Origin of the sequence: Leucobacter muris (assembly GCF_004028235.1) — a bacterium.
Classification (GTDB): Bacteria; Actinomycetota; Actinomycetes; order Actinomycetales; family Microbacteriaceae; genus Leucobacter; species Leucobacter muris.
Map to the genome: position 1 here is coordinate 3,200,777 of NZ_CP035037.1, position 11,206 is coordinate 3,211,982.

General features: G+C 69.7%; 13 protein-coding genes. 3 read left to right on the plus strand and 10 right to left on the minus strand.

Translation table 11 applies throughout. The features are described 5' to 3' along the window. Positions 1 to 75: 75 nt before the first annotated feature. Entirely contained in the window at positions 76 to 1,500 is a 1,425-nt protein-coding gene (locus tag Leucomu_RS14980; protein WP_128387710.1) for a CCA tRNA nucleotidyltransferase, read from the minus strand. Positions 1,501 to 1,553: 53 nt separating this feature from the next. Between Leucomu_RS14980 and Leucomu_RS14985 the strand changes: the two genes are divergently transcribed. The 3 genes from Leucomu_RS14985 (at position 1,554) to trxA (ending at position 5,186) form a co-directional block, all read left to right on the plus strand. After that, a complete protein-coding gene (locus tag Leucomu_RS14985) occupies positions 1,554 to 3,827 on the plus strand; it encodes a DUF6049 family protein (protein ID WP_128387711.1) in 2,274 nt (757 codons plus the stop codon). A 79-nt stretch (positions 3,828 to 3,906) separates the two neighbouring features. Then, positions 3,907 to 4,833, plus strand: a complete 927-nt coding sequence (gene trxB / locus Leucomu_RS14990; protein ID WP_128387712.1) for a thioredoxin-disulfide reductase — start codon at positions 3,907 to 3,909, stop codon at positions 4,831 to 4,833. Between the two features lie 29 nt (positions 4,834 to 4,862). Beyond that, complete coding sequence (gene trxA / locus Leucomu_RS14995) at positions 4,863 to 5,186, plus strand: thioredoxin (protein WP_128387713.1); 324 nt, start codon at positions 4,863 to 4,865, stop codon at positions 5,184 to 5,186. A 154-nt stretch (positions 5,187 to 5,340) separates the two neighbouring features. Here the strand turns inward: trxA and Leucomu_RS15000 are convergent, their stop codons facing one another. The 9 genes from Leucomu_RS15000 to rpmH form a co-directional block, all read right to left on the minus strand. After that, complete coding sequence (locus Leucomu_RS15000; protein WP_017884093.1) at positions 5,341 to 5,784, minus strand: SRPBCC family protein; 444 nt, start codon at positions 5,782 to 5,784, stop codon at positions 5,341 to 5,343. Between the two features lie 47 nt (positions 5,785 to 5,831). Next, positions 5,832 to 6,842 carry a ParB/RepB/Spo0J family partition protein gene (locus Leucomu_RS15005; RefSeq protein WP_017884094.1) on the minus strand — a complete coding sequence of 337 codons (1,011 nt, stop codon included), beginning with the start codon at positions 6,840 to 6,842 and terminating at the stop codon, positions 5,832 to 5,834. A 3-nt stretch (positions 6,843 to 6,845) separates the two neighbouring features. Further along, positions 6,846 to 7,763 carry a ParA family protein gene (locus Leucomu_RS15010; protein WP_017884095.1) on the minus strand — a complete coding sequence of 306 codons (918 nt, stop codon included), beginning with the start codon at positions 7,761 to 7,763 and terminating at the stop codon, positions 6,846 to 6,848. Beyond that, the gene (gene rsmG / locus Leucomu_RS15015) at positions 7,756 to 8,400 is read right to left on the minus strand and encodes a 16S rRNA (guanine(527)-N(7))-methyltransferase RsmG (RefSeq protein WP_128387714.1); all 645 of its coding nucleotides are present in this window, start codon (positions 8,398 to 8,400) and stop codon (positions 7,756 to 7,758) included. Before rsmG ends, Leucomu_RS15010 begins: the two co-directional genes overlap by 8 nt. Before the next feature lie 107 nt (positions 8,401 to 8,507). After that, on the minus strand, positions 8,508 to 9,011 hold the full coding sequence (locus Leucomu_RS15020) for a Jag family protein (RefSeq protein ID WP_128387715.1): 504 nt from the start codon (positions 9,009 to 9,011) through the stop codon (positions 8,508 to 8,510). A 7-nt stretch (positions 9,012 to 9,018) separates the two neighbouring features. Then, positions 9,019 to 9,966 carry a membrane protein insertase YidC gene (yidC, locus tag Leucomu_RS15025; RefSeq protein ID WP_128387716.1) on the minus strand — a complete coding sequence of 316 codons (948 nt, stop codon included), beginning with the start codon at positions 9,964 to 9,966 and terminating at the stop codon, positions 9,019 to 9,021. Positions 9,967 to 9,971: 5 nt separating this feature from the next. Further along, a complete protein-coding gene (gene yidD / locus Leucomu_RS15030; RefSeq protein ID WP_128387717.1) occupies positions 9,972 to 10,280 on the minus strand; it encodes a membrane protein insertion efficiency factor YidD in 309 nt (102 codons plus the stop codon). Continuing rightward, the gene (gene rnpA, locus Leucomu_RS15035) at positions 10,277 to 10,711 is read right to left on the minus strand and encodes a ribonuclease P protein component (RefSeq protein ID WP_081611644.1); all 435 of its coding nucleotides are present in this window, start codon (positions 10,709 to 10,711) and stop codon (positions 10,277 to 10,279) included. The genes yidD and rnpA overlap by 4 nt, the downstream gene beginning before the upstream one ends. Positions 10,712 to 10,735: 24 nt before the next feature. Further along, positions 10,736 to 10,873, minus strand: coding sequence for a 50S ribosomal protein L34 (rpmH, locus tag Leucomu_RS15040; RefSeq protein ID WP_010155609.1), 138 nt, complete (start codon positions 10,871 to 10,873; stop codon positions 10,736 to 10,738). Positions 10,874 to 11,206 lie beyond the last annotated feature (333 nt).

Here is an 11,206-nt window from a genome sequence, read left to right on the forward strand (position 1 = left end):
ATCTCACCAATCATTCGGATCTTCCCGGTCGAACCCATCCGAGACAACGCCCTCGCCCGAAGCATCGGCGCGGGATCAGCCCTGCTGCTCGTACCACTCGCGCAGGCGCTGCTCGGCCTCGGCCACACCGATCGGCCCCTCGTCGAGGCGCACCTCGAGCAGGTACCGGTAGGCGCGGCCCACGAGCGGCCCGGGCGGGATCCCGAGCAGCGCCATGATCCGCTCGCCGTCGAGCTCAGGCCGCACCGCGGCGAGCTCCTCGGCCTCGGCGAGCTCGCCGATGCGCCGCTCGATGTCGTCGTACGCGTGCGCGAGGCGCTCGGCCTTGCGCCGATTGCGGGTCGTCACATCGGCTCGGGTGAGGATGTGCAGACGGTCGAGCTCATCGCCGGCGTCGCGCACGTAGCGGCGCACCGCCGAGTCGGTCCACTGCTGGTCGCTGTAGCCGAAGAAGCGCAGGTGTAGCTCGACGAGGCGCGCCACCCGTTTGATCGTGTCGTTGTCGAAGCGCAGCTCGCGCAGGCGCTTCTTCGCGAGCTTCGCGCCCACGACGTCATGGTGGTGGAACGTCACGCCGCCGCGCTCGAAGCGCCGGGTGGCCGGCTTGCCGATGTCGTGCAGCAGCGCCGCGATCCGGAGCACCACGTCGGGGGAGGGCTCGTGCCCGCGCTCCGACTCCAGCTCGATCGCCTGCCGCAGCACCGTGAGGCTGTGCTCGTAGACGTCCTTGTGCCGGCCGTGATCGTCCTGCGTGGCGAGCAGCGCCGTGAGCTCGGGCAGGAAGCGCTCGGCGAGGCCCGTCTCGACGAGCAGGCGGATGCCGGGGATCGGATCAGCGGTCGACAGCAGCTTGACGAACTCGTCGCGCACCCGCTCGGCCGAGATGATGTCGAGCCGCTTGGCGAACTCCCACATGGCCGCCTGCGTTTCGGGCACCACCTCGAAGCCCAGCTGCGAGGCGAAGCGCGCCGCGCGCAGCATGCGCAGCGGGTCGTCGGTGAACGACGCCTCGGGGGAGCCGGGGGTGCGGATCCGCCCGGCCAGCAGGTCCTCGACGCCGTCCGAGACGTCGACGAGCCGCATGTCGGGCAGCATGAGGGCGAGTGCGTTGATGGTGAAGTCGCGGCGCACCAGGTCTCCCTCGATGCTGTCGCCGAAGCTCACCTCGGGCTTGCGCGAGTCGTCACGATACGTGTCGGCGCGATAGGTGGTGATCTCGACGATCTCGCCGTGCACCCGCGCGGCGATCGTGCCGAAGTCGCGGCCCACGTCCCACACGTTCTGGGTGAGGGAGTCGAGGATCGCGCGCGTCTCGTCGGGGCGCGCGGAGGTGGTGAAGTCGAGGTCGGTGACGGATCTGCCGAGCAGCGCGTCGCGCACCGGTCCGCCGACGAGCGCGAATTCGTGGCCCCGGTCGGCGAACGCCCGCGCGAGCGTCGCGACGGGTGCGGACGCCGCGATGGTGCGCAGCGCCTCCATGGATTCGGCAAGGGTGGGCATCCCTCAAGGGTACCTGGGCGCAGGCCCCCGACCCGATCCCTAGACTGGTGGCCATGCCCTCGGTTTCCCGGTTTCGCGCGCGCCCGCTGCTCGCGGCAGTGTTCGCCCTGGGGCTTCTCGGCGCGCCGGCGGCCGGGGGAACGGCCGCCGCAGCGGCCGACGACGCGGTCGAGCTCACCCCCGCGACGGTCGACCTCTTCGCGTCCCCGCGCGAACCGGTGCTGCACGACGACGACTCCGAGCTGCAGATCGACGTGCTGGTGGGCAATCCGGGGGAGCAGCCGCTGCCCGAGACCGCGGTCGAGGTCACGCTCGACCCCCGCCCGCTCGAGACGATCGATGACCTCGACGGCGTCTTCCCCGAGCACCCGATCGAACTCGCCGACGCGCAGATCGGCGCCACCGCGGCCGAGACGGATCAGAGAGTCACCGTCACGGTGCCGCGCGATCGGCTGCCCTTCACCTCCGCCACCGAGTCGGGCGTCTACCTGCTGCGGGTCGCGCTCGGGGCCGAAGCCGACGTCACCGTGCCGCTCGTGTGGCAGGGCGCGGCCTCGACCGGCAGGGCGGGCGCGAGCGCTGAGGCGCCGTCGGTGCGGCTCGGCACGATCGTGCCCATCGTGCTGCCGAGCGACATCTTCACGCTGCCCACGCGCTCGCAGCTCGAGGAGCTGACGCCCGGCTGGTCCGATCTGCTCGACGAGGCGCGGGCGGCGCAGGCCACGCTCGCGATCGATCCGCGGGTCATCGCCGGGATCCGCGCCTACGGCGACGAGGCGCCCGAGCCGGCGCGGCAGTTCCTCGCACGGCTCGAGGCGAGCACGCTGTCGAGCTTCCTGCTGCAGTTCGCCGACGCGGATCCGTCGGCGCAGGCCGACCTCGGCTTCACCGCGCTGATGCAGCCGACCAGTCTCGACTTCGTGACGCGGTTCGGGAGCTTCAGCGCCGACGACGACACCGGCGACGACACCGACGCGGGGGAGACTCCGGGATCCTCCGCGGGGGAGCAGGGCGGCGATGACGCGGATCCACCCGCGTCCGACGACGCGACGAACACCGGCGACGGCACGAGCCCGGGCGATGAGCCGGCTTCCCAGGGGGGCGACGCGGGTCCGACGGAGGGGGATCAGAGCGACGGCGAACCGGTTCCGACCCAGCAGACCCTCGAGCAGCTGCTGAGCTGGGACGCGACCGCGGCCGTGGCGTGGCCCGCCGAGGGCTCCGCCGATCAGGGCACCCTCGAGCTGCTCCGTCTCGCGAACATCGACGCCTTCGTGCTCGATTCCGACAACATCGACCGCGCGAGCGGCGGGCCGAGGGTCTCCCTCGAACAGGGATCCGCGCTCATCACCGACGCCGCCCTGGCCGACGCGGCCCGCACCGCGCTCTCCGCTCCGAACGAGGTGCAGCGCGCCGCCGGCGTCTCCCGACTGTCCGCCCACCTGCTGCTCGCCGCGCAGAACGGCTCCGAGGATCTCGTGCTCGGCCTCGACCGCGGAGCGGTGGGCGACGCCGAGGATCCTGCCCTGCTCGTGGAGCAGCTGCGCGCGCTCGACTGGGTCGCCCCGACCGGCATCGCCGATCTTGACGAGGGCGAGGCGCTGCTGCGCGGCTCCGACACCCTCGAGGAGCGCCGCGAGCTGCTGCGGGCCGCGGTGGGCCGCGAGTCGTCGGTGAGCGAGCTCGGCGCGGTGCTCGTGCACCCCGAGTACCTGAGCGGCTACCAGCGCGCCCGCCTGCTCGAACTGTTCGCCACGCGCCACGCGGCCCCCGGGGTCGACTTCGACGAGGTCGCCTCGCGCTACCGCGAGCGGGACGCCGAACTGCTCGAGGGGGTGCGCGCCATCACCACCGAGCGCATGCAGCTCGTCGGCGCCACCACGCGGGTGCCCGTGCAGCTGCACAACTCGCTGCCGTTCGAGGCCGTCGTCGACGTGCAGGTCGTGCCGGCGTCGGCCGCGCTCGCCGTTCAGGAGCCCCGCTTCGCCTCGGTCGCGGTGCCCGCCGAGGGCAATGAGCGCGTGCTCGTGCCGGTGCACAGCCGCCTCTCGTCGGGCGAGCCGGGGCTCGTCGTCACCGTGGCGGCGACGTCGGGCGACCTCACCGTGTTCACCGGCACCCTGCCGATCTCGATCCGCAGCGGCGTCGAGACCATCGCCCTCGTGGTGCTCGGCGCGCTCGCGTCGCTGCTGCTCGGCTTCGGCATCTGGCGCAGCGTTCGACGACGACGCCGCGCGTCGGCGCTCGCCCGATCGGGCACTGCCGGAGGGGAGGCCGACGACAGCGGCCAGCGGGCCGGAGCGCGCGTCACGGCACCCGCGGAATAGCCCGCGCCTAGGATTGGTTGTACCCCCCGCGGCGGCCGATGGCCGTCGCCTCTGACCAGCATCGTGCGCGAGGAGCTTCATGCACCAGATCATCATCATCGGTTCCGGCCCGGCCGGGTTCACCGCGGCCGTCTACGCCGCTCGAGCGGGCCTGAAGCCGGTGCTCTTCGCGAGCTCCGTCGGCATCGGCGGCGAGCTGATGAACACCACCGATGTCGAGAACTTCCCCGGCTTCCCCGAGGGCATCCAGGGCCCCAACCTCATGCAGCGCATGCAGGAGCAGGCCGAGCGCTTCGGCACCGAGGTCGTCTACGACGACATCGTCGAGGTCGACTTCTCGAGCCCCGTCAAGCGGGTCACGGCGGGCGACGGCAGCGTGCACGAGGCGCGCACCGTCATCTACGCGACCGGCTCGGCCTATCGCAAGCTCGGTCTGCCCGACGAGGATCGCCTCTCGGGGCACGGCGTCTCCTGGTGCGCCACCTGCGACGGCTTCTTCTTCCGCGAGAAGACGATCGCCGTGGTCGGGGGCGGCGACTCCGCGATGGAGGAGGCCACCTTCCTCACCCGCTTCGCCGACAAGGTCTATGTGATCCACCGTCGCGAAGAGCTGAAGGCCTCGAAGATCATGCAGCAGCGGGCGTTCGACAACGAGAAGATCGAGTTCATCTGGAACTCCGAGGTGGCCGCGATCCACGGCGCAGACGAGGTCACCGGCGTCACGCTGCGCAGCACCGTCGACGGCGGCGAGCGCGAGCTCCCGCTGCAGGGCCTCTTCATCGCGATCGGCAACGATCCGCGCACCCACCTGGTGCACGGCAAGCTCGACCTGACCGTCGACGGCACCATCGCCGTCGAGGGCCGCAGCTCCCGCACCTCGGTCGCGGGCGTCTTCGCGGCCGGCGACGTGGTCGACCCCACCTACCGCCAGGCCATCACCGCCGCCGGCTCGGGCACGGTCGCCGCGCTCGACGCTGAGCACTACCTGGCCGCCCTCGACGGCTGAGCCTCACCCGCGTACGAAGGAGAAGAACAATGTCAGAACCCATCAACGTCGACGAGCAGACCTTCGACAAGGTCGTGCTGCAGAGCGACATCCTCGTGCTGGTCGACTTCTGGGCGGCCTGGTGCGGCCCGTGCCGCGCCGTCGCCCCGGTGCTCGATCAGATCGCCGCCGAGCAGGACGGCAAGCTGCGCATCGTCAAGCTGAACGTCGACGAGAACCCGAATCTCGCGGCCCAGTACCGCATCACCTCCATCCCCGCGATGAAGGTCTTCAAGAACGGTGAGGAGGTGCGCGAGATCATCGGTGCGATGCCGAAGCCGATGATCGAGGAGCACCTTAACGGGATCATCTGACCCCGTCGCCCCGCGGCTCATGCCGCGTCCGAGCCCCAGAGCCCGGAAGCCCGAACCCCGCCCCGGCTTCTTGCCGGGGCGGGGTTCGTCGTGCGCGGCGGGCCTTCCTCGCGCAGAGCCGGACGCACGCCCCGCGCGATTGGCGCCGCCGTGGTCAGCGTTCGGCGAGCGCGGCGAGACGATCGATCGACGCCCGCAGCGAATCCGCCGTCGTCGCCCGGGCTCGCGCCAGTCGCGACTCGTCGGTGAGCGCGGTCCAGTCGTAGGTGTGCCGCACGAGCGTGCCGCCCGCGGCGGCCTCCAGCTCCCAGCGCCAGACGTGCCCCCGCGGCTGCTCGCCGGTCGGGGCGGGCTTCCAGGCGATCCGGCGCCCCTCCTCGAACTCGACCACGTGATTCTCGCGTCCCTGGCCGTTGTGGATGACCATCTCGAAGACGTCGCCGACCGCGCGCACCCGCTGGCCGTCGGGGGCCTGTACGAGGTTGTCGTTGCCGTCCCAGCGGGGCTGCTGCGCGGGATCGGCGATCAGCTCGAAGATGTCGGCCGCGTCGGCGACGATCAGGCGTTCGGCGGTCACGATGCGGCTCTGCTCAGTCATGCCGCCAGTCAACCACAGGGCGCCGGTCGCCGTACTGCCGATCCCGGTCAGCTGAAGCCCGGGTCGCCCAGCTCCGACAGAATGCGCTTGAGGTCGGCGATCGTCGCGAAGTCGATGATGATCTGCCCCTTCTTCGCGCCGAGCTTCACCGCGACCCGGGTGTCGAAGCGGTCGCCGAGGCGATCCGCGATCTCGCCGAGCTGCGCCTGCACACCGCCGGCGCGCGGCTTGGGCGTCTTGCGCTTCGGCTCCTCGGAGGCCGCTGCTTCGGCGGCGCGCACCGACAGCCCCTCGTTGACGATCTTGTCGGCGAGCCGCTGCATCGACTCCCCGTCGCCGTCGAGCGACAGGATCGCGCGGGCGTGCCCCGCCGACAGCACACCGGCGGCCACGCGAGCCTGCACCTGCTCGGGCAGGCGGAGCAGACGGATCGTGTTCGAGATCTGCGGGCGGGAGCGGCCGATGCGCTCGGCCAGCTGCTCCTGAGTGATGCCGAAGTCGGCGAGCAGCTGCTGGTACGCCGAGGCCTCCTCGAGCGGGTTGAGCTGCGCCCGGTGCAGGTTCTCGAGCAGCGCGTCGCGCAGCATGTGCTCGTCGGCGGTGCTGCGCACGATCGCGGGGATCGTCTCGAGCCCGGCGCGCTTCGAGGCGCGCAGGCGGCGCTCGCCCATGATCAGCTCGTACCGGGGCTCGCCCTCGGCGGGCGTCGGCTCGATCGCGCGCACCACGATCGGCTGGAACACGCCGAACTCGCGCACGCTGTGCGTGAGTTCCTCGAGCGCCTCCTCGTCGAACTCGGTGCGCGGCTGCGAGCGGTTGGGCACGATCTCGGCGACGGGCAGGCGCGTCAGCTGCGCGCCCGGAACCTCCTGCAGCCGGGGTGCATCGGCGGCCTCCGGGGCCTCGCTCGTCGCGCCCTCGCTCTCGGCGGCGGCAACGGCGGCCGCGCCGTTGTTGGCGGGGAAGAACACATCGACCGGTCGCTCACCGGTCGCGGGAGCCTGGGGGATGAGCGCGCCGATCCCGCGGCCGAGCCCGCCTCGCTTCTTCGTCGCCATGCGTTACGCCTCTCCGTCTTCATGTGTGTCGGCTCCGTGCGGAGCCTCCGCGCCTCGCTCCGCCATCTCGGCGGCGGCCTCCAGGTACGCCAGCGCACCGATGGACCCTCCGTCATAGGCGTGCACCGTCTGCCCGTAGCTCGGCGCCTCCGAGATGCGCACCGATCTCGGGATCACGGCCGCGAGCACCTGCTCCGGGAAGTGCGAGCGCACCTCACCGGCGACCTCCTGCGCGAGATTCGTGCGCGCGTCGTACATCGTGAGCAGGATCGTGGAGATGGCGAGCCCCGGGTTGAGGTGCTTCTGAATGAGTTGGATGTTGCCGAGCAGCTGGCTCAGACCCTCGAGGGCGTAGTACTCGCACTGGATCGGGATCAGCACCTCGTCGGCGGCGACGAAGGCGTTGACGGTGAGCAGCCCGAGCGAGGGCGGGCAGTCGATGAAGACGTAGTGGTACGTGTTCTCGGGCTCCGCGAGGAACGCCTGCAGGGCCGTGCGGAGACGCTGCTCGCGGGCCACGAGCGATACGAGCTCGATCTCGGCGCCCGCGAGGTTGATGGTCGACGGCACGCAGAAGAGGTTCTCATGGTCGGTGGTCGGCTGCAGCGCGTCCTCGATGCTGCTGTCGCCCAGCAGCACGTCGTAGACGCTCGTGACCTCGGGGCGGTGGGGCACCCCGAGAGCCGTCGAAGCGTTGCCCTGGGGGTCGAGATCGATCACGAGCACCCGCGCTCCGCGTCGCGCGAGAGCCGAGGCGAGATTGACGGTGGTCGTGGTCTTGCCGACGCCGCCCTTCTGATTCGACACCGTGATCACGCGCGGTGCGTCGGGCAGGGGCGAGACCGTCTCGGCCAGTTTGCGGCGTCGTCGGATCTTGTCGACGAGGTGGTCGCCGACGAGCGTCTTCTCCGCTTCAGCCATGAGTACCGATTTTAGCTCGAAATACGCGGGTGGTCTCGGCGAGCCGCCCGGCCCCGAGTTCTTCGACCGAGATGTCGCGCACGCGGTGCTTGCGCAGCACCTTCTCGGCCGCGTCGATCTCGTTCTGCACCGAGGCGCCCTTGAGGAACAGCATCTCGCCGCCGTCGCGCAGCAGGGGAGCGGTGAGGGGCACGAGCTTGCGCAGCGCGGTGACCGCTCGGGCGGTGACCTGATCGACCTCGAACGCGCCGTGATACTCCTCGGCCCGACCCCGCAGCACCTCGACGTTGTCGAGGCCGAGACGCTCGACCTGCTCGTTCAGCCAGTTGCACCGGCGCTCCATCGGCTCGATCAGCCGGAAGGCCGCGTCGGGGCGCACGATCGCGAGCACGAGGCCGGGCATGCCTCCGCCCGTACCGATGTCGGCGACACGGGATCCCGCGGTGATGAGGGGAGCGAGGATCGCACTGTTCAGCAGGTGACGCGTCCAGAGGCGCGGCGGCTCGAGCGGGCCGATCAGGCCGAGCTCTTCACCGCGCTCGCCGAGATCCCGCGCGAATTCGCGCAGCGCGCCGACGCGGTCGCCGGCGATCTGCGCCGCGGCGCCCGGTTCCGCTTCGACCTGGGTCTCGCTCACCGCGCCCTCCTTCGCGTTCGTGTGTCCAGTGATGAGTCGGCCGGCGGACCGGCGCGAGCGGTGGTCCGCCGGGTGCGCGTTTCACGTGAAACGCGCACCCGCGTCGCTCAACCCCGGCTGATGACGAGTCGGCGATCCTTGCCCTCACCGCGCGACTCGGAGAAGAAGCCTCGCTCCGCCACGTCGTCGTGCACGAGCTTGCGCTCGTACGACGACATCGGCTCGAGCTCGACCCGATCTCGGCCCGCGGCGATCTGAGCGATCGCGGCGTCGACCATGCGCTTGAGCTCGGCGGCGCGCGCGTGGCGCGAGCCGCCCACGTCGATGATGAGTCGGGAGAAGCGGCCGGTCTTCGCCTGCACCGCGAGCCGCGTGAGATCCTGCAGCGCCTGTACGGTGTCGGGTGCCGCGAGCTTGTCGAGATCGGTGCCGCCTCCGTTCACCGACACGTACGCACGACCGTTCGCGACATCGATGTCGATGTCACCGTCGAGATCGGCGATATCGAGCAAGCCCTCGATGTAGTCGGCCGCGAGATCGCCGTCGGCCTCCAGCTCCTCGAGGGCCGGATCCTCGTGCACGCGGTCGGCGGTTGCCTCGTCAGTGCTCACAGTGACCTCACTTTTTCTTCTTCTTGGCGCGCTTCGCGCTGACCGGCTGCTGACGCTGACCCTGCGGCTTCGGCTGCTCGGAGACCTCGAGCGCGCGCACCTCGTCGTCGGTCAGCTTACCCTTCGCCTTCAGGCGGGCCTGACGCGCCCGCCAGGCGTCGCTGCCCGGGGTCGGCATGCTGCGGATCACGATGAACTGCTGGCCCATCGTCCACAGGTTCGACGAGAACCAGTAGATGTTGAGCGCGAGAGGGAACGCGACGCCCGAGAACAGGAACGCGAAGGGGATGATGTAGAGCAGGATCTTCTGCTGGCGGTACATCGGCGAGTTCTTCGTCTCATCCGAGACGTTCTTCGACATGATCTGCAGCTGGGTGAAGAACTGCGAGGCGATCATCAGCACCATGATCGCGCCGAGCAGCGCGACGACCATCCAGTTGCCGGTCTCCCAGCCCTGCGTGAAGTTCATCTTGAGCGGAGCGCCGAAGATCGACGCCGCGTTGAAGCTCTCGGTCAGATCCTGCGTCATGAAGCCGATGCCGGTCTTGTTCTCAGCTGCGTGACGCAGCACGTAGAAGAGCGAGAAGAAGATGGGCATCTGGATGAGGATCGGCAGGCACGATGCGAACGGATTGGTGCCGTGCTTCTTGTACAGCGCCATGGTCTCGCGGCTCATCGCCTCGCGCGAGAACTGATCCTTCTTGCCCCGGTACTTGTCCTGAACCTTCTTCAGCTCGGGCGCGATCTCCATCATGCGGCGCTGCGACTTGATCTGCCGCACCATCACCGGGATGAGCGCCGAGCGCACCACGACCACGAGGCCGATGATCGACAGCACCCAGGTCACACCCGAGGCCGGATCCATGCCCATCGCGGTGAAGAGCCAGTGCCACGCCCACAGCACCAGCTCGACGAGCCAACGCAGCGGCCAGAGTATCGTTTCGAAGAAGTCCACCGGGATCAGGCCTTTCGCTCGATGGGGCGGACGAAGCCGCGCTGATTGATGAAGAAGTTCTGGCGCCGCCCGGGCGAAACATCATCGACACCGCCGGGGCTGAACGGGTTGCAGCGCAGCAAGCGCCAGGTCGTCATGAGCGATCCGACGAGAAAGCCGCGCAGTTGATACGCCTCCACAGCGTACCGGGAACACGATGGATAATACCTGCACACCTGGCCGTAGAGCGGCGAGATGAAGCGGCGGTAGAGGTGCATGAAGCCGATCATCAGGTTCCGAGGCAGGAACCAGAGTTCGTAGGCCGCGCGCCTCATCGCTGCTCCCCGGCGACGAGCTCGCGCTCGACGCGGTCGAGCGCTCGATTCATCTCGCGCTCGAGCTCGGAGAACGGCGCACCCGCCGCCGCAGGCAGCGCCCGGAAGACCACGTCGACGCCCCGTATGCCACTGCGGATGCGGCGCTCCACCACACTCTTCATCCGACGACGCACCAGATTGCGGGTCACCGCGTTTCCGACGGCCTTCGAGATGATGAACCCGAAGCGGGCGGGGGGAACCGGATCCGACCCTTCTGCGCGCTCGCCGCCCCCGGCCGGCGCGCCGGCCTGCGAGGAGGCATCGAGCCGACCGGTCGGAGAACGCAAAACCGCGTGGGTGATGCAGTACGCACCACCCACGCGGCGTCCGGTTCGCACGGCGAACCGATAATCCTCACCCCGGGTGACGCGATGCCGCTTGGCAGGCACGATCGGCCAGGGGGCAGAAGACGATTACGCGGTGAGCTTCGAGCGGCCCTTGCCGCGACGAGCCGCGACGATGGCGCGGCCGGCACGCGTGCGCATGCGGGCGCGGAAGCCGTGCACCTTGGCGCGACGGCGGTTGTTGGGCTGAAAAGTACGCTTGCTCATGAAAGACTCCGTGACTTATGGAACAGATCCCCGAAGCTCGCAGGCGTCGAGGAAGTCGGAATTGGGCAGGGCTGCAATGGCTGCCGCCCATACAAGGTAATCACTTTACGCCCAAACCGCGCCGCAGTCAAAGCCGATTCGCGGGGTTCCCCACCGCGCATCGCCCAGGGGTTTTCAGACTTGCCTGTGGACAAATCTGTGACTAACGTGGGCGCAGGTGTTCGTCCGGTCCTGAACTCGCCCGTAATCTCGGGCCTCCACGCGCGTCAGGCTGTGGATAAAGCTGGGCATAACATCTCCTCTTCCAGCTACGAGACCGAACCGAGTATCCGC

What these genes read in the sequence shown, in the direction of transcription:
- Leucomu_RS14980 (WP_128387710.1), bottom strand. Translation starts at nt 1,500, where the DNA reads ATGCCCACCCTTGCCGAATCCATGGAGGCGCTGCGCACCATCGCGGCG.
- Leucomu_RS14985 (WP_128387711.1), top strand. Translation starts at nt 1,554, where the DNA reads ATGCCCTCGGTTTCCCGGTTTCGCGCGCGCCCGCTGCTCGCGGCAGTG.
- trxB (WP_128387712.1), top strand. Translation starts at nt 3,907, where the DNA reads ATGCACCAGATCATCATCATCGGTTCCGGCCCGGCCGGGTTCACCGCG.
- trxA (WP_128387713.1), top strand. Translation starts at nt 4,863, where the DNA reads ATGTCAGAACCCATCAACGTCGACGAGCAGACCTTCGACAAGGTCGTG.
- Leucomu_RS15000 (WP_017884093.1), bottom strand. Translation starts at nt 5,784, where the DNA reads ATGACTGAGCAGAGCCGCATCGTGACCGCCGAACGCCTGATCGTCGCC.
- Leucomu_RS15005 (WP_017884094.1), bottom strand. Translation starts at nt 6,842, where the DNA reads ATGGCGACGAAGAAGCGAGGCGGGCTCGGCCGCGGGATCGGCGCGCTC.
- Leucomu_RS15010 (WP_017884095.1), bottom strand. Translation starts at nt 7,763, where the DNA reads ATGGCTGAAGCGGAGAAGACGCTCGTCGGCGACCACCTCGTCGACAAG.
- yidD (WP_128387717.1), bottom strand. Translation starts at nt 10,280, where the DNA reads ATGAGGCGCGCGGCCTACGAACTCTGGTTCCTGCCTCGGAACCTGATG.
- rpmH (WP_010155609.1), bottom strand. Translation starts at nt 10,873, where the DNA reads ATGAGCAAGCGTACTTTTCAGCCCAACAACCGCCGTCGCGCCAAGGTG.